At 63.1% G+C, this 19614-nt stretch carries 19 protein-coding genes and 1 riboswitch; of the genes, 16 read left to right on the forward strand and 3 right to left on the reverse strand.

Annotation, left to right across the window (positions count from 1 at the left end):
• Nucleotides 1-3 precede the first annotated feature (3 nt).
• Nucleotides 4-103, forward strand: a riboswitch (TPP riboswitch).
• The 12 genes from Clow_RS05720 to Clow_RS11965 all read left to right on the forward strand — a co-directional run bounded on the left by Clow_RS05720 (nucleotide 93) and on the right by Clow_RS11965 (nucleotide 11407).
• Complete coding sequence (locus Clow_RS05720; RefSeq protein ID WP_055177665.1) at nucleotides 93-680, forward strand: ECF transporter S component; 588 nt, start codon at nucleotides 93-95, stop codon at nucleotides 678-680. (Overlaps the previous riboswitch by 11 nt.)
• Nucleotides 677-2110 carry an ABC transporter ATP-binding protein gene (locus Clow_RS05725; RefSeq protein ID WP_082418562.1) on the forward strand — a complete coding sequence of 478 codons (1434 nt, stop codon included), beginning with the start codon at nucleotides 677-679 and terminating at the stop codon, nucleotides 2108-2110. The genes Clow_RS05720 and Clow_RS05725 overlap by 4 nt, the downstream gene beginning before the upstream one ends.
• 2 nt (nucleotides 2111-2112) lie before the next feature.
• Complete coding sequence (locus Clow_RS05730; RefSeq protein ID WP_055177667.1) at nucleotides 2113-2874, forward strand: energy-coupling factor transporter transmembrane component T family protein; 762 nt, start codon at nucleotides 2113-2115, stop codon at nucleotides 2872-2874.
• The gene (locus tag Clow_RS05735; RefSeq protein WP_055177669.1) at nucleotides 2871-3359 is read left to right on the forward strand and encodes a nucleoside/nucleotide kinase family protein; all 489 of its coding nucleotides are present in this window, start codon (nucleotides 2871-2873) and stop codon (nucleotides 3357-3359) included. The genes Clow_RS05730 and Clow_RS05735 overlap by 4 nt, the downstream gene beginning before the upstream one ends.
• On the forward strand, nucleotides 3346-3762 hold the full coding sequence (locus Clow_RS05740; RefSeq protein WP_281175660.1) for an NUDIX hydrolase: 417 nt from the start codon (nucleotides 3346-3348) through the stop codon (nucleotides 3760-3762). Before Clow_RS05735 ends, Clow_RS05740 begins: the two co-directional genes overlap by 14 nt.
• A gap of 66 nt (nucleotides 3763-3828) precedes the next feature.
• Nucleotides 3829-5400, forward strand: coding sequence for a peptide ABC transporter substrate-binding protein (locus Clow_RS05745; protein ID WP_055177672.1), 1572 nt, complete (start codon nucleotides 3829-3831; stop codon nucleotides 5398-5400).
• Nucleotides 5397-6323: an ABC transporter permease gene (locus Clow_RS05750; protein WP_055177674.1), complete on the forward strand. Its 927-nt coding sequence runs from the start codon at nucleotides 5397-5399 to the stop codon at nucleotides 6321-6323. The genes Clow_RS05745 and Clow_RS05750 overlap by 4 nt, the downstream gene beginning before the upstream one ends.
• The gene (locus Clow_RS05755) at nucleotides 6316-7254 is read left to right on the forward strand and encodes an ABC transporter permease (protein ID WP_156334690.1); all 939 of its coding nucleotides are present in this window, start codon (nucleotides 6316-6318) and stop codon (nucleotides 7252-7254) included. The genes Clow_RS05750 and Clow_RS05755 overlap by 8 nt, the downstream gene beginning before the upstream one ends.
• On the forward strand, nucleotides 7251-8795 hold the full coding sequence (locus Clow_RS05760) for a dipeptide ABC transporter ATP-binding protein (RefSeq protein WP_055177676.1): 1545 nt from the start codon (nucleotides 7251-7253) through the stop codon (nucleotides 8793-8795). Before Clow_RS05755 ends, Clow_RS05760 begins: the two co-directional genes overlap by 4 nt.
• Before the next feature lie 13 nt (nucleotides 8796-8808).
• Nucleotides 8809-9411, forward strand: coding sequence for a cation efflux transmembrane domain-containing protein (locus tag Clow_RS05765; RefSeq protein ID WP_055177679.1), 603 nt, complete (start codon nucleotides 8809-8811; stop codon nucleotides 9409-9411).
• A 170-nt stretch (nucleotides 9412-9581) separates the two neighbouring features.
• Entirely contained in the window at nucleotides 9582-10895 is a 1314-nt protein-coding gene (locus Clow_RS05770; RefSeq protein ID WP_211256939.1) for a subtype A tannase, read from the forward strand.
• Nucleotides 10892-11407, forward strand: a complete 516-nt coding sequence (locus Clow_RS11965; RefSeq protein ID WP_211256940.1) for a hypothetical protein — start codon at nucleotides 10892-10894, stop codon at nucleotides 11405-11407. Before Clow_RS05770 ends, Clow_RS11965 begins: the two co-directional genes overlap by 4 nt.
• Before the next feature lie 61 nt (nucleotides 11408-11468).
• Here Clow_RS11965 and glcB read toward each other — a convergent pair whose 3' ends face one another.
• Nucleotides 11469-13670 (reverse strand): malate synthase G, encoded by a 2202-nt coding sequence (gene glcB, locus Clow_RS05775; protein ID WP_055177681.1) that lies wholly within the window; start codon nucleotides 13668-13670, stop codon nucleotides 11469-11471.
• Between the two features lie 453 nt (nucleotides 13671-14123).
• Between glcB and aceA the strand changes: the two genes are divergently transcribed.
• The gene (aceA, locus tag Clow_RS05780; RefSeq protein ID WP_055177684.1) at nucleotides 14124-15419 is read left to right on the forward strand and encodes an isocitrate lyase; all 1296 of its coding nucleotides are present in this window, start codon (nucleotides 14124-14126) and stop codon (nucleotides 15417-15419) included.
• Between the two features lie 47 nt (nucleotides 15420-15466).
• Nucleotides 15467-15964, forward strand: a complete 498-nt coding sequence (gene rraA / locus Clow_RS05785) for a ribonuclease E activity regulator RraA (protein ID WP_055177686.1) — start codon at nucleotides 15467-15469, stop codon at nucleotides 15962-15964.
• On the opposite strand, the gene Clow_RS05790 is transcribed toward rraA, so the two are convergent.
• Both Clow_RS05790 and Clow_RS05795 read right to left on the reverse strand, forming a co-directional pair.
• Nucleotides 15945-16436 (reverse strand): ribonuclease FAU-1 family protein, encoded by a 492-nt coding sequence (locus Clow_RS05790; protein WP_245625714.1) that lies wholly within the window; start codon nucleotides 16434-16436, stop codon nucleotides 15945-15947. The genes rraA and Clow_RS05790 overlap by 20 nt on opposite strands.
• 53 nt (nucleotides 16437-16489) lie before the next feature.
• The gene (locus Clow_RS05795; protein ID WP_055177692.1) at nucleotides 16490-17179 is read right to left on the reverse strand and encodes an Rv1157c family protein; all 690 of its coding nucleotides are present in this window, start codon (nucleotides 17177-17179) and stop codon (nucleotides 16490-16492) included.
• 136 nt (nucleotides 17180-17315) lie between these two features.
• On the opposite strand from Clow_RS05795, the gene Clow_RS05800 reads away from it, so the two are divergent.
• Both Clow_RS05800 and typA read left to right on the forward strand, forming a co-directional pair.
• On the forward strand, nucleotides 17316-17519 hold the full coding sequence (locus tag Clow_RS05800; RefSeq protein ID WP_055177693.1) for a hypothetical protein: 204 nt from the start codon (nucleotides 17316-17318) through the stop codon (nucleotides 17517-17519).
• A 139-nt stretch (nucleotides 17520-17658) separates the two neighbouring features.
• Nucleotides 17659-19572 carry a translational GTPase TypA gene (gene typA, locus Clow_RS05805; protein WP_055177695.1) on the forward strand — a complete coding sequence of 638 codons (1914 nt, stop codon included), beginning with the start codon at nucleotides 17659-17661 and terminating at the stop codon, nucleotides 19570-19572.
• Nucleotides 19573-19614: the final 42 nt, after the last annotated feature.

The raw sequence follows: 19614 nt of genomic DNA on the forward strand, positions 1-19614 counted from the left end.
AGGAAACCTAAACACGGGTGCCCGGCGCGCAGCCGGGCTGAGATGAAACCGTATGAACCTGATCCGGTTAGTACCGGCGCTAGGGAGGAAATATGCGTTCTATGCAGTGGCGCGTGGTGGACATTGTGGTGGCCGCCGTGCTGGGCCTGGCCTGCGGGCTGATCTTTGTGCTGTGGAACTCGGTGGGCAACCTCTGGTTGCAGGCGATGGAATCACTCACCCCTGGCCTGGGTGGTCTGGCGGTGGGAATCTGGTTGCTGGGCGGCGTGCTCGGTGGTCTGGTGATTCGTAAGCCCGGCGCGGCATTCTTTGTGGAAGTAATAGCGGCGGTGGTCTCCCTCACACTGGGCAGCCAGTGGCATATCAGCACCGTGTATTCCGGCATCGTTCAGGGTTTGGGCGCTGAGTTGGTCTTTGCTCTCTTTGCCTATCGTTCTTTCCGTCTCCCCACGGCCATGTTGGCGGGGGTTGCGGCGGGTATCGGCGCCTTTATCTTTGAGCTATTCTCAGTGCCCAATATCGCCAAGTCCTTTGAGTACAACGCCATTTATCTCGTCTGCTTGATGATCTCCGGTGCGCTGCTCGCCGGGGTAGTGGGCAATGCCCTGGTGAAGGCTCTGGCGCGCACGGGTGCGCTGGATCGCTTTGCCGCCGGGCGCGAGGTACGCGGCGTCGTATGAGCGGGCGGAAATCCACGGGGCGGGGCAGTATCTGTGCCCGCGATTTTGGTTGGCGGCACGCCACCCGCAAAAACCCGGCACTCAGCGGAATTGATCTGGACGTCGCGCCAGGGGAGCGGGTGTTGCTCAGCGGTGATTCCGGGGCGGGGAAGTCCACTCTTTTGGGGGCCATTGCCGGGCTACTCGGCGGGGCCGATGATGGGGAGCGCACCGGGAGCTTAGCGGTAGAGGGCGTGGTGGGGCTGGTGCTCCAGGACCCCGATTCTCAGGTGATCGCCTCCCGGGTGGGCGACGATGTGGCCTTTGGCTGCGAAAACCTCGGCGTGCCCCGCGAGGAGATTTGGCGGCGGGTACACCAGGCCCTCGATCTCGTGGGGCTGCACCTGCCGCTGGATACCCCCACGCGCTATCTCTCGGGAGGCCAAAAGCAACGCCTAGCTCTGGCGGGCGTGGTGGCGATGGGCGCCGATATTGTGCTGCTCGATGAGCCCACGGCCAACCTCGACCCCGCTGGGTACCGGGAGGTTCGGGGGGCCGTCGATAAGCTGGTGGAGCGCACCGGGGCCACCGTTATCATCGTGGAACACCGCACCGATTTGTGGCGGGACTTCGCCACTCGCTTCATTCACCTGAGCGCGCAGGGCGCGCGAGAGATCACGGCAGAAGAGTTGCCGCAGCGCCCGCACCTGCCCGCCGCACAGCCGGAAAGGGCGCGCGCCGAGGCGCTGCTCAGCGCGGAGGCAATCAGCACGGTCACCGGCACGCCGCATAGTTTGAGCCTGCCGCGCGGGGCCTCCACGGTGCTCACCGGCCCTAATGGGGCGGGTAAGACCCAACTGGCGATGGTGCTCGGCGGCTTGGACGCCCCGCGTTCCGGGAGCCTGCGGCTGCACCCCGATCTTGCCCAAGGGCTGAAAACCCCTCCGCACCGCTGGCGCTCCAAGGACTTAGCGCGGCGCATCGGCACGGTGTTTCAGAACCCGGAGCATCAGTTTGTGGCCCGCACGGTGGAGGAAGATCTACTGGTGGGAGGTCCCGCCGAGCGCGCCGAGGAATTAATGGAGCGTCTGCGGCTGGGGCACCTGCGCAAGGCGAATCCGTACACCCTTTCCGGGGGAGAGAAGCGACGCCTTTCCGTGGCCACCGCTCTCATGGGGGCGCCGGGGTTGGTGGTGCTCGATGAGCCCACCTTTGGTCAGGATAGTGCCACCTTTGCCGAGCTCACGGTGCTGCTGCGCGAGCTCACCGAGCAGGGCACCACGGTTTTTTCCATCACCCACGACGAGGACTTCGTGCATACCCTGGGCGATCAACACCTGGACATGAAGCACCTGGGCGTGGGGCGCCAACCGAGTGCAGGAAACCACTCAGGCACGGAGAACCAACCGAGCACAGCCCCAACAACCACCGAACCAGGGGAGGGCCAGTAACCATGAACCTCCTCCACGGCGTGAACCCCGTGACCCGCGTGGCGGCCATCGCCCTGGCCACCACCCCGCTGCTGCTCAGCCTGGATTGGCTCTCCGCCCTGGTAGCCATCGCGGTCACTCTCGTGCTGGCCCCGCTGTGTGGCCTGAGCCTGCCCGCGCTCCTGCGCCGCAGCGCTCCGCTGCTCGTCATCGCCCCGCTCACGGGCATCTCCATGCTGCTCTACGCGCGGCCCGGCGGGCGAGAATACTTCTCCTTCCTCACCATTCACATCACGGATAATTCCCTCATGCTCGCCCTGGCGGTGGTGCTGCGCGTGTTGGCCGGGGTGTTGCCGGTGCTGGTGCTCTCCGCGGGCATCGACCCCACGGAGTTGGGCGATGGCCTAGCCCAGGTCTGGCGCCTGCCCGCCCGCTTCGTTATCGCCTCGGTGGCGGCGGTGCGGTTGCTCACCCTCGTGCGCGACGACGCCGCCTCGCTGCGCCGTGCCCGTCGCGCGCGAGGAGTGGCGGATAAGGGACGGCTGCGCGGGGCTTTTACCTTGCTCTTTGGTCTGTTGGTTTCCTCGCTGCGGCGCGGCTCCAAACTCGCGGTGGCGATGGAGGCGCGTGGTTTTGGCCGCACCGATATTCCCCGCACCTGGGCGCGTCCCTCCACGGTGGGGCGGCGCGACGCCGCAGCCTTGGCCCTATGGGCGCTGGTGCCCATCATTGCGCTTGGCAGCGCGTGGGGGGCCGGGACCTGGAGTTTCTTGGGGTTGGGATGATACGCACCTGGCTTATCGACGGCCCCTCCGGTTCCGGCAAGACCACCTACGCCACCGCCCTGGGCGAGCGCCTGGGGCATCGGGTGGTGCACCTCGACGAGTTCTATCCCGGTTGGGCGGGGTTGGCTGCGGCCTCAACAATCGTGGCCGAGCAGGTGCTTCACCCCCACAACCCTGGCTATTACCGCTGGGATTGGGAAAATGACCGCGTGGGGCAATGGGTGCCCCTAGACGCAGGCGAGCCGCTGATTATCGAGGGTGCGGGGGCTCTGACCAGGCAATCCCTGGAAGCGGCGCGACGTCGCGGGCCGGTACGCACCGTGCTTATCGACGCCCCGGCACCGCTGCGCCGCGCCCGCGCCTTGGCCCGCGATCCCTACTATGAACCCTGGTGGGAGATGTGGGCGCGCCAGGAGCGCGAGCACTTTGCCAAGATTGCTGGGCTGGAAGTAGATGAAAGGATTGATGGGCGTGGAGAAGGATAAGAACTCAGCGGTGATCCGCATTGCCGCCGTGGTGATGTACAACGAGGCCGGGGAAGCACTCACGGTGCGCAAGCGCGGCACCGAGGCCTTCATGTTTCCCGGTGGGAAGTTAGAGGAGGGGGAGGCCCCGGTGGAAACCGAGCGCCGGGAGATCAGCGAGGAACTGGGGCTCGACCTGCAAGCAGGCGACCTCAAACCCCTAGGTGAACTGCGCGCACCGGCGGCCAATGAGCCAGGTCACGTGGTGGAGTGCGCAGCCTTTGAATGGGCCGGGGTGCTGCACGAGGCTCCCGCCGTGCGCGCGGAGATCGAGCAGGCGCGCTTCTATCCCGTGGGGTCCCAAGCGAGGGAATTGGCGCCTTTAACCAGAGACGTGGTTTTCCCCTTGTTGTTAGGTAACTAGCAGGGAGATTATCTATGTAGCAGCCTTCACAGACTATGCTGTCTGACAAAGCGTGAAGGAGGCAGCATGGTCCGAAGAAAAATCATCGCCCTCATAACGGCGATGGGACTAGCGGCGGGAGGTGTAGCGGCCTGCGCGCCCGAGGACCCCACGGATTACATCACGGCCAATGGCTCGGAACCGCAGAATCCACTATTGCCTGGTACGACCAGCGAGACCGGCGGCGGCAGGATCATCGACCTGCTCTATTCAGGCCTGGTCTCCTATGACACCCAGGGCGAACCCTATAACGAGGTGGCCGAATCCATCGAGACCGAGGACGGCAAGCACTACACCATCCGCCTCAAGGACACGTACTTTGCCGATGGCACCCCGGTCAAGGCCCAGAACTTTGTGCGCTCCTGGAACTACGTGGTGGCTAACTCCCTGCCGATGGGGGATTCCTTCGCGGCCATTGAGGGCTACGAGGAGGGGGTGCCGGAACTCTCTGGTTTGGAGGTGATCGACGATAAGACCTTCACCGTGGCCCTCAAGGAGGTGGAACAGGACTTCCCTGTGCGGCTGGGCTACCACGCCTTTTATCCCCTGCCGGATGTGGCCTTCGAGGATATGGATGCCTTTGGCCAAAACCCCGTGGGCAACGGGCCGTACAAGGCTAAGAAGTGGACGCACTATGACAACATCACCCTCGTGCCCAATGAGGAATACACCGGGGCGCGCGAGGTGAAGAACGAGGGCGTGAAGTTCATCTTCTACGCCACCCTCGATTCCGCCTACGCAGATCTCCTGGCCGGTAACCTCGACGTGCTCGACGCCGTGCCGGATACCTCCTTTGCCACCTATGAGGAGGAGTTGGAAGGCCGCTCGGTGAATCAGCCCGTGGCTATCTTCCAAGGTTTTGCGATTCCCGCTCGCTTAGAGCACTTCTCCGGGGAGGAGGGAAACCTGCGCCGCCGCGCGATCTCGCACGCCATTAACCGCGAGCAGATCACCGACCGTATCTTCGATGGCACTCGCACCCCGGCCACGGACTTCACCTCGCCTATCATTCCGGGGCACTCGGATAATCTTCCCGGCTCCGAGGTGTTGGATTACGACCCCGAGGAAGCCAAGAAACTCTGGGCCCAGGCCGATGCCATCTCTCCGTGGAGCGGGGAGTTCAGCATTGGGTATAACGCCGATGGCGGCCACCAGGGCTGGGTGGACGCCGTGACCAACCAGATACGCAACGTGCTAGAGATTGAGGCCGTGGGCAAGGCCTACCCGGACTTCAAATCCTTCCGCGATGATATTCAAAATCGCACCACCACCGGTTCCTTCCGCACTGGTTGGCAGGCCGATACCCCACTGCTCAGCGACTTTTTGGTGGCCACCTTCTCCACCACCGGCAGCTCCAATGATGGCGATTACTCCAACCCGGAGTTCGATAGGCAACTGGCCCTGGGCAAGGCCTCGCCCGAGATGGAGGAGGCTAATAGGCACTACAACCTCGCCCAGGAGGAATTGATGAGGGATCTCCCCACGATTCCGCTGTGGTATTCCAACACGGTGGGCGGTTACAGCGAGCACGTCGAGGACGTCGTGTTTGCGTGGACCTCCTTCGCGGAACTCGATCAGGTGCGGAGGATCGAACAATGATGAAGTACGTGGGCCGTCGCCTGCTCCAAATGATCCCCGTGTTCTTCGGGGCCACCTTCTTGCTCTACGCCCTGGTATTCCTCATGCCCGGCGATCCCGTGGCCGCCCTTGGCGGCGATAGGGGAATGACCGACGCCGCCCGCGCCGCCATCGAGGAAGAATACAACCTGGATAAGCCCTTCCTGGTGCAATACCTGCTCTACCTCAAGGGCATCTTTGTCTTGGACTTTGGCACCACCTTCTCCGGCCAACCCGTCTCCGAGGTCATGGCCAGGGCCTTCCCGGTCACCATCGTGCTCGCGGTCATGGCGCTGATCTTCGAGGCCGTCTTTGGCATCATCTTCGGCGTGATCGCGGGCGTGCGCAAGGGCGGCTTCTTCGATTCCACGGTGCTGGTGATCTCCCTGCTGGTGATCTCCGTGCCCTCCTTCGTGGTGGGCTTCGTGCTGCAATTCTTCGTGGGTGTGAAGTGGGAGCTGCTGCCCGCCACGGTGGGTAGTAATGAATCGCTCGTCGCGCTGATTCTGCCCGCCATCGTGCTGGGCTCCCTTTCCTTCGCCTACGTGCTGCGGCTCACTCGCCAGTCGGTGAGCGAGAACTTGCAGGCCGATTATGTGCGCACCGCACGGGCCAAGGGGATTTCCTCGCGCCGGGTGATGACGCACCACGTGCTGCGCAACTCCCTGATTCCGGTGGTGACCTTCCTGGGCGCCGACCTCGGCGCGCTCATGGGTGGGGCGATCGTCACCGAGGGAATCTTCGGCATCAATGGTGTGGGTGGTGCGATTTACCAGGCCATCTTGAAGGGGGAGCCCAGCACCGTGGTTTCCATCGCCACCGTGCTGGTGATCGTATACATTCTGGCCAACCTGCTGGTGGACATCATCTATGCCGTGCTCGACCCAAGGATTCGCTATGCCTAATTATCCTCAGCAAGAACGCTTTGTGGCGGAGGTGGAACCCCGCACGGACAAGACCACGCAGCCGGAAAAGCAGGCGGCACCGGCCTCTCAGTGGGCGGTGGCCTGGGGCTACCTGCGGCGTCGCCCGCTCTTTTGGGTCAGTGCGGTGCTGATCCTGCTGGCCGTGGCGCTAGCGGCCTTCCCTCAGCTTTTCAGTTCCGCCGACCCCAGGGCCTGCGATCTCGCGCGCTCCCTGAACGGACCGGAGGCCGGGCACATCTTTGGCTTTGACCGCCAGGGCTGCGATATTTATGCCCGCACCGTCTACGGCGCCCGCGCCTCGGTAACGGTGGGTATCCTCACCACCGCCTTCGTGGTCCTCATCGGTACCGCGATCGGCGCGCTGGCTGGGTACTTCGGCGGCTTCGTCGATACTCTGCTTTCCCGCCTCACCGACGTATTCTTTGCCGTGCCGCTGGTGCTCGCTGCGATCGTCGTGATGCAAATGTTCCGCGATCACCGCACGATTCTCACGGTGGTGATCGTCCTGGCGCTCTTCGGCTGGACGAGCATCGCGCGCATCACCCGAGGCACGGTGATGAGCGTGAAGAATGAAGAGTACGTCACGGCCGCGCGGGCGATGGGCCAGCCGGGGTGGAAAACCCTGCTCACCCACATTATTCCGAACTCCGCCGCGCCGATTATCGTCTACGCCACCGTGGCGCTGGGCACCTTCATCGTGGCGGAAGCCACGCTATCCTTCCTGGGTATCGGGCTACCCTCCACCGTGGTCTCCTGGGGTGGGGACATCGCCGCGGCCAAGACCAGCCTGCGCACCAAGCCGATGGTGCTCTTCTATCCCTCGGCGGCCCTGGCGCTGACCGTGCTCAGTTTCATCATGATGGGCGACGTCGTACGCGATGCCCTTGACCCGAAGGCGAGGAAGCGATGACCGCGAAACCCCTGCTTGAAATCCGCGACCTCCACATTACTTTCGACGCCGCCGCGGGCCCCGTCCACGCGGTCAAGGGCGCGAACCTCACGGTCTACCCCGGACAATCGGTGGCGATCGTGGGGGAGTCGGGCTCCGGCAAATCCACCACCGCCATGTCCGCGATGGGGCTGCTGGCCCCGACCGCCCAGATCACCCAGGGCAGCGTGCTTTTCGACGGCGCGGACGTCACCGCCTACACGGAAAAGCAATGGGAGGCGCTGCGTGGCCGCGAGATCGGCCTGGTGCCCCAGGACCCCATGAGCAACCTCAACCCCGTGTGGCGCGTGGGGTATCAGATTGCCGAGGCCCCCGGCGACGAGGACGTCGTGGCCCTGCTGGAAGAAGCCGGTCTGGATGACGCCGCCCGCCGCGCCCGCCAATACCCGCACGAGTACTCCGGTGGTATGCGCCAGCGCGCCCTCATTGCGATGGGCCTGGCCGCTCGCCCCAAGCTCCTCATTGCCGATGAGCCCACCTCCGCCCTGGACGTGACGGTGCAAAAGCTCATCCTGGATAACCTAGAAGCGCTTACCCAGGAACTCGGCACCGCCGTGCTCTTTATTACCCATGACCTCGGGCTGGCCTCCCAGCGCGCCGAGCATCTGGTGGTGATGCAGAACGGCCGCGTGGTGGAATCCGGCCCCAGCCGCGAGATTCTGCGCGACCCCCAGCACCCCTATACCCAATGCCTGGTGGCGGCCGCACCCGCCGTGGGTACCCCTGCGCAGCCGCGCAAGCGGCCAGGGGAGGAGAAGGTCATCAGCGTGGAAAACCTCACCAAGGACTTCGGTAAGAACCGTGCCGTCGATGACGTCTCTTTCTACGTGCGCACCGGCACCACCACGGCGGTGGTGGGGGAGTCGGGCTCCGGCAAGTCCACGGTGGCCAACATGATTCTGGGCCTGCTCCAACCCACCTCCGGGATCGTGCGCTACAAGGGCAAGAACCTCGATGAACTCTCCCGCCGCGAGAAGTTTGAGATGCGCCGTCGCATGCAGGTGGTATTCCAAAACCCCTATGGCTCCCTGGATCCGATGTATTCGATTCAGCGCTGCATCGAGGAGCCGATGAAGATTCACGGCGTTGGCCGCAAGGAGCGCGCTCAGCGCGTGGGAGAGTTGCTGGACATGGTGGCCATGCCGCGTTCGGTGGCGCGCCGCTACCCCAACGAACTCTCCGGTGGGCAACGCCAGCGCATCGCCATCGCCCGTGCCCTGGCGCTCAAGCCCGAGGTGATCGTGCTCGACGAGGCCGTATCCGCCCTGGACGTGGTGGTCCAAGACCAGGTGCTCACCCTGCTCAACCAGTTGCAGGAGGACCTACAACTTTCCTATCTCTTCATCACACACGACCTCGCCGTGGTGCGCCACACTGCCGATGATGTGGTGGTCATGCGCGGCGGCAAGATCGTGGAGCGCGGGGCCACCGAGGACATCTTCCTCAACCCCAGCCAGGAATACACCCGCCAGCTTATCGACGCCGTTCCTGGCTGGGGTTGAGGGCTGCGCTGCTGTGAGTGATTCTGCCTCTACCTTGAATGGGCGCGCCCGACGCCTCATCACCTGGGTGGCGGGCCTGAACCTGGCGGGCTTCGTGGCGGAGATGGTGATGGCCAGCGTCCTTGGCTCGGCCGCACTCTATGCGGACGCCGCCGATTTTCTTGAGGACTTCCTCATCAACGCCCTCGTGCTCACCGCCCTGGGGTGGTCGCTGGCCAGCAGACGCAAGGCCAGTTACGCCCTGGCCGGGCTGATCCTGATTCCCGCGCTGGCGGCCTTTGGTATGGCGGCGGCCAAGATGGTCTCTGGGCAACCACCCGAGCCCCTGGGATTATCCGCCACGGCGATAGCGGCCATGATTATCAACCTCGTGTGCGCGGTATTGCTGTTGCGGCTGCGGGGGTCCGGCAGCGCGCTCGTGCGCGGGGCCTGGTTGGCGGCCCGCAACGACGTGGCCGCCAACATTCTCATCGTGGGCGCGGGGGTGGTGACCTTCTTGTGGTGGAGCCCCTGGCCGGATATTGCGGTGGGAGTGCTCATCGGGATTATTAATCTCAGCGCGGCCAAGGAGGTATTCGAGCAGGCGCGGGCGGAGGACCCGGAGGTGGAGGGTTAGAACCCTACAAAGAGATCCAGCCCACTGCCGATAATTCGTGAAAAATCGGCGCGGGCTGAACGATTGCTGCTAAGTATAGCAGATATATGGAAAACCGTCTATGTACGCACTAAGGGTGTACTAATTGAAGAGGTATGGCTGATTCCCTAAACAGAAAGGCAGCCTCCTTCATGAAGAAATCCCTGCTCACCATCGCAGGAACCCTGGCCATCGTTGGCCTGGGAAGCGTCACCCTCGTGGCCTGTGGCACCTCGCAGGAATCCTCCTCCGCGGCGAGCACAGCGGCTCCAGCAAGCAGTTCGCAGAACATCGACTACTCCTCGCTGGCTATTGATAATGCAGCCTGGAAGTACGACTCTGACAATGACGTGTACTACCAATTGGGCAATGAATACGTGACCCAGCCGGAAGCCACCGATTATGAAACAATGGGCATTTTCGTTCCCGGTGCGTACCTGGACGCCAAGGATAATGGCGACGGCACCTACACCGCCTCGGTGAAAAAGGATGCTTCGGTGGGGGACTACAAGGCCTCCACCGCGCCCATCGTGCTGCCGGTCAATACACCTGGTTATGCGGCTCAAAAACCGCCCACGGAATACAGCTATGATTCCATTGCGGAATACATGAACGCCGGCATGATTTACGTGTGGCCCGGTATCCGGGGTAAAGACTCCAATACTGCGGAATACACCGGCAATGCCCCCTGGGGCGCCACGGACATCAAGGCCGCGATCCGTTATCTGCGCTATAACGATGAGGCGCTGGCGGGAGATAAGGAGCAGGTATTCGTGTTCGGTCACTCCGGCGGTGGAGCACAATCCGCCATCGTGGGTGCCTCCGGTGATTCGGAACTCTACGAGCCCTACCTCAACACAATCGGTGCAGCCATGATGGACGCCTCTGGCAAAGAGCTTTCCGACGCCGTGGCCGGGGCCATGACCTGGTGCCCGATTACCAGCCTGGACGAGGCCAATTCCGCCTATGAGTGGAATATGGGCCAGTTTGCCGATACCGATACCCGCGCCGAGGGTACCTGGACAAAGGAATACTCTAACGACCTGGCCGCGCAATTTGCCCAGTACATCAATGAGATGAATCTCAAGGGCGAAAATGGCGAGGAATTGGAACTAAAGGAAAGCGATAACGGCATCTATCAAGCCGGTTCTTATTACGACGCCATCGTGCAGGTGGTGGAAGATTCCCTTAACGACTTCCTCAAGGTCACCCAATTCCCCTACACGCCCTCGAACGTGACGATGGCGGGCATGGGCACGGGTATCGGTCAGACCGGTGCCGCCGGGCAGGGTGGTGATTCTCTACCGGAACTCCCCGAGGGGGCCACCCCGCCGGCCGGCATGGGCGGCGATTCCGAGGAGGACTCCACCACCTATAACACGGTGGAGGAATACATCGACTCCCTCAACTCCGATTCCGAGTGGGTGGAGTACGACTCCGCGAAGAACACCGCGAAGGCTTTGTGAAGAGCCAGAAGAATGCCTCCAAGAGCGTCGGTGCCCTTGATGGGTATGACCGCAGCCAAACGGAAAACACCGTGATGGGGATTGGCGCCGATGAGCCATTGCACTTCTCGGAGTCCTCGGCCTCGGTGCTAAAGCAGAACGAGGAGAAATACGCGAAGGCTTCCGGCTGGAACTCCGATTATGCGGCCTCTGGCTACGAGAGCGACTTTAAGACCACCGATGCCCAGGGCACCGACGTGGAAACCCGCATGAATATGTACAACCCCATGTACTTCCTTAGCGAGCATTACGCGGGTGAGGGCACCTCCACGGTAGCCCCGAATTGGCGTATCCGCACCGGCATTAAGCAGGGCGATACCGCCACCACCGTGGAATATAATCTCGCTCTGGCGCTCAAGGCCAAGGGGATTGATACGGATTTTGCCACCATTTGGGGCCAGGGACACACGATGGCGGAACTAGAGGGTGATTCCACCTCCAACTTCATCGAGTGGGTCAAGCAGGCCACATAAAAAGAGAAAAGCCCGCCCCCTATATCCCTCGAAAAGGGCAGGGGCGGGCTTTATCTATGCCTTACTTTGCGGCCTCGCGCGCCTTGAACTCGCGGCGGCGAGCGTGCAGGATCGGCTCGGTATAACCGGCGGGGGATTCGGTTCCCTTGAGAATCAAATCCTTAGCCGCCTGGAAAGCGATGGAGTAGTCGAAGTCGCGCGCCATCGGCAGGTAGGCGGGATCGCCCTCGTTTTGCTTATCGACGACCTCGGCCATGCGTTCTAGCGACTCAATGACCTGCTCCTTGCTAATCACGCCGTGACGCAACCAGTTGGCGAGCAACTGGGAGGAGATGCGTAGGGTGGCGCGATCCTCCATGAGGTCCACGTTGTGAATATCCGGGACCTTGGAGCAGCCAACGCCCTGCTCCACCCAACGCACCACGTAGCCGAGGATGGACTGGCAGTTGTTGTCCACCTCTTCCTTGATCTCCTCGGCAGACCACGTGGGGTTCTCCGTTACCGGCACGGTGAGCAGATCGCGGAAGGAATCGCGGCGGCCCGCCTCAATGAGCTGCTGCTGCACCTCGCGCACGTCCACCTTGTGATAGTGCGTGGCGTGCAGGGTAGCGGCGGTGGGGGAGGGAACCCACGCGGTATTAGCGCCCTCGCGCAGCTGGCCGATCTTCTGCTCCACCATTTCCGCGAGCAGATCGGTCTTGGCCCACATGCCCTTGCCGATCTGCGCTACGCCGGAAAGGCCGCGCTCTAGGCCTGCGTCCACGTTGTTATCCTCGTAGGCCTGCTTCCAGGGAGCGGTCTGCATATCGGGCTTGCGCACCATCGCGCCGGCCTCCATCGAGGTGTGGATTTCATCGCCGGTGCGGTCGAGGAAGCCGGTGTTGATGAAGGCCAGTCGGTGCGCCACGGCCTGTATGCAGGCATCCAAGTTTGCAGAGGTGCGGCGTTCCTCGTCCATCACGCCCACCTTGAGCGTGTTGGGCTCCAAGCCCAGCAGCTGCTCCACGCGGCCGAAGAGTTCATCGGTGAAGGCCACTTCCTGCGGGCCGTGCTGCTTGGGCTTCACGATGTAGATGGAGCCGGTCACGGAGTTACGCAGCGGGTTATCCTCGCGGATACCGGGCAGGGCGCAGGCCGCGGTAATCACGGCGTCCATGATGCCCTCGTAGATTTCCTCGCCGTCGATGAGGATGGCGGGGTTGGTCATCAGGTGGCCCACGTTGCGCACCAGTAGGGTGGAACGCCCCTTGAGCACGGTCTGCGAGCCGGTGCGGGAGATGTAGGTGCGATCCGGGTTCAGCTCGCGGGTGAAGGTCTTATCCCCCTTGGTCACCTCCTCCTTGAGCTTTCCGGTGTTCAGGCCGAACCAGTTGCGGTAACCCAGGGTCTTATCCTCGGCATCCACAGCGGCCACGGAATCCTCGAAGTCGATGATGGTGGAGGTGGCGGATTCGAGAACGATGTCCTCCACGCCAGCGCGATCCGTCTTGCCCACGGTGGAGGTGGGGTTAATGCGGATGTCGATGTGCAGACCGTTGTTGTAGAGGATGATGGAGGAGGGATCACCGAAGTCACCCACGAAGCCCTTGTAGGCCTTGGGGTTCTTCAACGGGATGCACTCGCCATCCACGCGGGCACAGAGGCTGCCGCGCACCACGCTGTAGCTCTCCACCTCGGCGTGGCTCGCGCCGTCGAGAGGCACAACCTCGTCGAGGAAGGCGCGGCCCCAGGCGATCACCTTGGCCCCGCGCACGGGGTTGTAGGGGCCGGAGCGGTGTGCGCCATCGTCCTCGGGGATGACGTCGGTGCCGTAGAGAGCGTCGTACAGCGAACCCCAGCGTGCGTTGGTGGCGTTGAGGGCAAAGCGGGCGTTGAGCACCGGCACCACGAGCTGCGGACCAGCGATCTCGGAGAACTCGGGATCGGTGTTCTCGGTGCTGATGGTGGCCTTGTCCGGGGTGGGCTCCAGGTAGCCGATGGAGCGCAAGTATTCCTCGTGCTGCGCGGGATCGGGGCGGCCGGGGTTGGCGCGGAAGTATTCATCGAGCTGGCTTTGCAGCTCCTCGCGCCGGGCCAGCAGTTCCTTGTTTCGCGGGGTCAGGTCCGCCACGATGGCTGCGAATCCCTGCCAGAACTCTGCCGCGTCATTGCCGATCTCGGGCAGAACCTCCTCGACGACGAAGTCGTGGAGGACACGGGCTACGTCCATTCCGGCGACCTGGACGCGGTCGTCCTTTGTGCTGAGAGCCGGGGTCGTGGGCATCTGGGAACTCCTCATGATGTGGCGAACGAATGAAAGCGCGGCGTGATCGCCGCTTGGTGGCTCATCGTATGTGTGTGAAGTCACCGTGCAAAGTACTTTGGAAAAATTTTCTTCCGGCTACCCCCGTCATAATCGGAAGTGTGGAGGGGCGGTGTCGGGGGTAGTGGCGAATGTTTTATTGGGGATAGTAGGGTGTATGACAAGCGGTTTCGTGTGGTGGGTCACGGGGTGGCGCGGGGGTGATTTTAGTGGGGAGAACTAACATCTCGTGAGTTTTTTGAGTCCGTTCCGCTACCCCCGGTGGAAAAAATCTTGGCCAGATTCATTGACGTGAGCCTTCGATACTGCCATTCTGTGAATCACGCCACCGGATGTGGTGTGAGAGGGTTCTATCTCGTTGGAGCCCAGCAGTATCCCACTTTTCAAGACCCACGTTAGGAAGTTGGTGCGATTATGACCGCTACCGGCCAAGCCCGTACAGCCGAGGAAATTCAGAAGGATTGGGATGAAAACCCGAGGTGGTCCGCCGTTCAGCGCGACTACACGGCAGAGCAGGTAGCCAAGCTCCAGGGCACCGTCGTTGAGGAGAACACCCTCGCACGCCGCGGCGCTGAGATCCTCTGGGACGAGGTGAACAAGGGCAACGGGTACTACATCAACGCCCTGGGTGCCCTGACCGGCAACCAGGCCGTGCAGCAGGTGCGCGCTGGTCTGAAGGCCGTGTACCTCTCCGGTTGGCAGGTTGCAGGTGACGCCAACCTCTCCGGCCACACCTACCCGGATCAGTCCCTCTACCCGGCGAACTCCGTGCCCAACGTGGTGCGTCGCATCAACAACGCCCTGCTGCGCGCCGATGAGATCGCTCGCGTTGAGGGCGATGACTCCGTGGATAACTGGCTCGTTCCCGTCGTGGCGGACGCCGAGGCTGGCTTCGGTGGTGCCCTCAACGTCTACGAGCTCCAGAAGGCCATGATCGCCGCTGGTGCCGCCGGTACCCACTGGGAGGATCAGCTCGCCTCCGAGAAGAAGTGTGGCCACCTGGGTGGCAAGGTGCTTATCCCCACCCAGCAGCACATCCGCACCCTGTCCTCCGCGCGTCTGGCTGCCGACGTTACCAACACGCCCACCGTGATCGTGGCGCGTACCGACGCCGAGGCCGCCACCCTGCTCACCTCCGACGTGGACGAGCGCGACCACCAGTTCCTCACCGGTGAGCGTTCCGCCGAGGGCTACTACTACGTGAAGAACGGCATCGAGCCCTGCATCGCTCGCGCCAAGAGCTTCGCTCCCTACGCGGACCTGATCTGGATGGAGACGGGTACCCCGGACCTGGATCTGGCTAAGCGCTTCGCCGAGGGCGTGCGCTCCGAGTTCCCGGATCAGCTCCTGGCCTACAACTGCTCGCCTTCCTTCAACTGGTCGGCACACCTGGATGCGGACGAGATCGCCAAGTTCCAGAAGGAACTGGGTGCGATGGGCTTCGCCTTCCAGTTCATCACCCTGGCGGGCTTCCACTCCCTGAACTACTCCATGTTCGACCTGGCTCACGGCTATGCCCGCAACGGCATGACCTCCTTCGTGGACCTCCAGAACCGCGAGTTCAAGGCAGCCGAGGAGCGCGGCTTCACCGCCGTCAAGCACCAGCGCGAGGTGGGCGCGGGCTACTTCGACGCCATCGCCACCACCGTGGACCCGAACTCCTCCACCACCGCCCTGAAGGGCTCCACGGAGGAAGGCCAGTTCCACTAGGAACGAGCTCCACGACCATCGAATACCCAAGGAGGGTGTAAGAAACGATGACGCAGTTTATCCCCACCGCAGACCTCGTAGACATCATCGGTGAAAGCGTGCGCAGCTGTGATACGCAGTTCCGCACCATCGGTGGGCGCGTGGAGTTCCACGGTCCCATCACCACGATCCGGTGTTTTCAGGATAACGGCCTGGTAAAGCAGACGCTGAACTCAGAGGGCAACGGTGGGGTGCTCGTCGTCGATGGCGACGCCTCCGTGCACACCGCCCTCGTGGGCGATCTCATCGCCGGGGCGGGTCTGAAAAATAACTGGGCCGGAGTAATTATCAACGGCGCGGTACGCGATTCCGCTGTGATCGCGGAGCTGGACTTTGGCTGCAAGGCTCTGGGGACTAACCCTCGCAAGTCCAGCAAGGATGGTGCCGGGGAGAAGAACGTCACCGTTCACTTCGGTGGTGTGGACTTTGTGCCGGGCCAGTACGTCTACGCGGATGCGGATGGCGTGGTGGTCACGGAGGAGCCGATTACTCCTCCGCAGGCATAAGAGCCACGTTTGAGGCCCAGGTGAGTTTTACTCCCTGGGCCTCAAGCCATGCTTGGGGGTCCTCGCCGTGTCGAGCAGAGCCGGCCACCGCCTGCACGGTGGTTTCCAGGGCCACCTGGGCCTCGGCGGAGTCAATGAGCCCCGCGCTGGTGGCGGCGGCCAGTTCATCGAGGTCGAGTACGTCAAGGGCGCGGCCATCGCTGTGGCTCACCAAATCCACGTAGAGGTCTCTGGTGTACCAGCGCTGCCCTTCGTGCGAAATAGCGGCGACGTCAATATAAAGGCGCTGGCTGCTTTCATAACCGGGGCGGAAGTGGAAGATATTGGCGCGCAGATTCCATTCAGGCAGCAGCCAGGATTCCAGGTAGCCAAAGCGCGGGTGATTCGCACCGCGCGCCATGTACAGCCCCCAGGGTGCGAGGTCAAAGCGATCCACGGGGCGGAGAAAGCCCTTGGGATCGGTATTGGTCATGGTCCCAAGATCAAAGGTCTCCCGCTTGATCGGGTGGAGATCAACCATGAGAACTAGCGGGCGTTATTGACGATCCCGGCCGTGGGGAGGTAGGTGCAGGCACCCTGCTGGGTGTGCACGGTGCCGGTGATAACGGCCACGATGGTGCCCTTGCCGGTATCGGCGGTGGCGGAGAGCGTGGCGGGACCCTGCGGGTTGATTCCGTGGTTGCCCAGCTTGGTGGTCCCCGCCGCCAGAGTGTTCAGGTTGAACCAATGCACGGACATGTCATTTTGCTCCGGGGCCGCGGCGGCGGTGCCCAGGCCGGTGAAGAGGAAGGCCGTTTGGCCCTCGGCGGCACCGGGGGCGGGAATCTGGGCGGGGCCGGGTACACCGATGGCGGTGCCCACGGAGTTGAGCTGCCCCTCAATGCAGTTACCCGCCACGGTGGGCCAGTAGAACTGGGCAAAGTGAGGGGCATTCTCGGGCAGTTCCACCGCACCCTCGGTATTGCCGGTGCCCTCATAAAAGTCCGCCGCCGCGCGGATGGCGGAGGCCATATCCTTGGGCAGCCAGGGCTGGGCGGCAAAGTCGCGGGCCTGCTGCACCTGTTGCTGGGAGGGGAGATAGAGCGGCCCCTCGGGCAGCGGCGGAACCGGCAGAATGGGGGCCGCCTGGGCAGGCAGGGCGGCGGCGAGGCCGAGCCCCGCGCTGGTGACGATGGCGGCGAGCGTGGCTCCGAGGCGGCGGGAGAGGTGCGGCACGGCGAGGCCCTTTCTTGCGCGGTTTCTGTTACTCCCGTGAAACTCTACACCACAAAATGAACGGTTGCCTCCGCGCCGGTGATAGCACATACTGTGGTGGACGGTGCAAGAGAGTAAGAGAGATCAGGAGGAAAGTATGCAGAAGAACGATAAATCGGTAGCGATACTGCTCTTCGGGGGAAGTCTCATGGCAGCGCTGGCCATCTTCATGGCGCCCATGCTTTTCAGCGCAGCCGCAGAGTGGCAATGGGCTCTCTTCAGCCTCTTCCTGGGCGCGGGCATGGCCTCCCTATATATTGCGCGGGCCTGGTCGCGGGAGCTGCGCAAGCCGCAGCAGTAGGAGCGGTATAACGGTGCGCATAAGGGGCACAGCGGGGGCGTCGATAAGCCATACATAAGCCAACGTGCACCGCTGCCGCGCACGGAGTAACCTTTCATCAGTTCTTATATCCCCGCACTGTGCTAGGAGTACCCCCGTAGTGAGCCACCCAGAGTTCCGTAACGTCGCCATCGTCGCGCACGTGGACCACGGCAAGACCACCCTTGTTAACGCCATGCTGGAGCAATCCGGCGTTTTTGGCGACCACGAGGAGGTGGCCGACCGCGTGATGGACTCCGGTGACTTGGAAAAGGAAAAGGGCATTACCATCCTGGCCAAGAACACCGCCATCCGCCGCAAGGGCCTGGGCAAGGACGGCAATGACCTCATCATTAACGTGATCGACACCCCCGGCCACGCGGATTTCGGTGGCGAGGTGGAGCGCGCGCTGTCGATGGTGGACGGCGTGGTGCTGCTGGTGGATGCCTCCGAGGGGCCGCTGCCGCAGACCCGCTTCGTGCTGGGCAAGGCCCTGGCCGCCAAGATGCCGGTGATTATCCTGGTGAACAAGACCGACCGCCCTGATGCGCGTATCGACGCCGTGGTGGAGGAGTCCCAGGATCTGCTGCTGGAGCTGGCCTCTAGCCTGGATGACCCCGAGGCCGCCGAGGCCGCGGAGCAGTTGCTCGACCTGCCGGTGCTGTACGCCTCCGGCCGCGAGGGCAAGGCCTCTACCAATAACCCCGGCGATGGCAATGTGCCCGATTCCCCGGATTTGCAGCCGCTCTTTGACGTCATCTACGAGGTGCTGCCCGAGCCCACCGCCACGCTCGACGGCCCCTTGCAGGCGCACGTGACCAACCTGGATTCTTCCTCCTTCCTGGGCCGCATCGGCCTGGTGCGCATCCACTCCGGCACCTTGAAGAAGGGCCAGCACGTGGCCTGGATTCACTACGACGAGGAGGGCAACCAGCACACCAAGGACGTCAAGATTGCCGAGCTGCTGCGCACCGAGGGCGTGAACCGCGTTCCCACCGATGAGGTGGTGGCCGGTGACATCGCGGCGGTCTCCGGCATTGACGAGATCATGATTGGCGATACCCTGGCGGACCTGGAAAACCCGGTGGCCCTGCCGCGCATCACCGTGGACGAGCCGGCTATCTCCATGACCATCGGTGTGAATACCTCCCCGATGGCCGGCCGCGGTGGCGGCGATAAGCTCACCGCCCGCCTGGTGAAGGCGCGCCTAGACCAGGAGCTCATCGGTAACGTGTCTATCCGCGTGCTGCCCACCGAGCGCCCCGACGCCTGGGAGGTGCAGGGCCGCGGCGAGATGGCGCTTTCCGTGCTGGTGGAGACGATGCGCCGCGAGGGCTTTGAGCTCACCGTGGGCAAGCCCCAGGTGGTCACGCAGACCATCGACGGGAAGCTCTACGAGCCCTACGAGATCATGGTCATCGACATTCCTTCCGAGCACCAGGGCGCGGTGACGCAGCTCATGGCCGCGCGCAAGGGTCAGATGCAGGCGATGGATACCACGCCGGGTTCCGATTGGATTCGCATGGAATACCGCGTTCCGGCCCGTGGTCTCATCGGCTTCCGCACCACCTTTATGACGGAAACGCGCGGCACCGGCATCGCTAACTCCTACTCCGATGGCATGGACCTGTGGGCGGGGGAGATCAAGGATCGCCCCAATGGCTCCCTGGTGGCGGACCGCTCCGGTCAGGTCACGGCCTACGCCTTGACGCAGCTGGCCGATCGTGGCGATTTCTTTGTGGAGCCGGGTGCCGAGACCTACGAGGGCATGGTCGTGGGCGCCAATAACCGTGATGAGGATATGGACATCAACATCACCAAGGAGAAGAAACTCACGAATATGCGCTCCGCCACGGCGGACGCCACCGTGACGCTGGCCAAGGCCCGCACCCTCTCCCTGGATGAGGCGATGGAGTTCTGTGGCGGCGATGAGTGCGTGGAGGTCACCCCCGACGTCCTGCGCGTGCGCAAGGTGGTGCTCAATGCCACCGAGCGTGCCCGTGCCCGTTCCCGCGAGAAGGCCCGCAACAAGTAAGTTGCGGCGCTCACGCCCCGCTGTGCACTACCCTTGTTCTGC

The organism is Corynebacterium lowii (assembly GCF_001412085.1).
GTDB lineage: Bacteria > Actinomycetota > Actinomycetes > Mycobacteriales > Mycobacteriaceae > Corynebacterium > Corynebacterium lowii.

Bases quoted from the DNA above. Each gene is read 5' to 3' on its own strand.
- Clow_RS05790 (WP_245625714.1), bottom strand. From the start codon at position 16,436: ATGACCAATACCGATCCCAAGGGCTTTCTCCGCCCCGTGGATCGCTTT.
- rraA (WP_055177686.1), top strand. From the start codon at position 15,467: ATGACGCAGTTTATCCCCACCGCAGACCTCGTAGACATCATCGGTGAA.
- Clow_RS05770 (WP_211256939.1), top strand. From the start codon at position 9,582: ATGAAGAAATCCCTGCTCACCATCGCAGGAACCCTGGCCATCGTTGGC.
- Clow_RS05800 (WP_055177693.1), top strand. From the start codon at position 17,316: ATGCAGAAGAACGATAAATCGGTAGCGATACTGCTCTTCGGGGGAAGT.
- Clow_RS05725 (WP_082418562.1), top strand. From the start codon at position 677: ATGAGCGGGCGGAAATCCACGGGGCGGGGCAGTATCTGTGCCCGCGAT.
- Clow_RS05755 (WP_156334690.1), top strand. From the start codon at position 6,316: ATGCCTAATTATCCTCAGCAAGAACGCTTTGTGGCGGAGGTGGAACCC.
- aceA (WP_055177684.1), top strand. From the start codon at position 14,124: ATGACCGCTACCGGCCAAGCCCGTACAGCCGAGGAAATTCAGAAGGAT.
- Clow_RS05720 (WP_055177665.1), top strand. From the start codon at position 93: ATGCGTTCTATGCAGTGGCGCGTGGTGGACATTGTGGTGGCCGCCGTG.
- glcB (WP_055177681.1), bottom strand. From the start codon at position 13,670: ATGCCCACGACCCCGGCTCTCAGCACAAAGGACGACCGCGTCCAGGTC.
- Clow_RS05750 (WP_055177674.1), top strand. From the start codon at position 5,397: ATGATGAAGTACGTGGGCCGTCGCCTGCTCCAAATGATCCCCGTGTTC.
- Clow_RS05730 (WP_055177667.1), top strand. From the start codon at position 2,113: ATGAACCTCCTCCACGGCGTGAACCCCGTGACCCGCGTGGCGGCCATC.
- Clow_RS05745 (WP_055177672.1), top strand. From the start codon at position 3,829: ATGGTCCGAAGAAAAATCATCGCCCTCATAACGGCGATGGGACTAGCG.
- Clow_RS05735 (WP_055177669.1), top strand. From the start codon at position 2,871: ATGATACGCACCTGGCTTATCGACGGCCCCTCCGGTTCCGGCAAGACC.
- Clow_RS05760 (WP_055177676.1), top strand. From the start codon at position 7,251: ATGACCGCGAAACCCCTGCTTGAAATCCGCGACCTCCACATTACTTTC.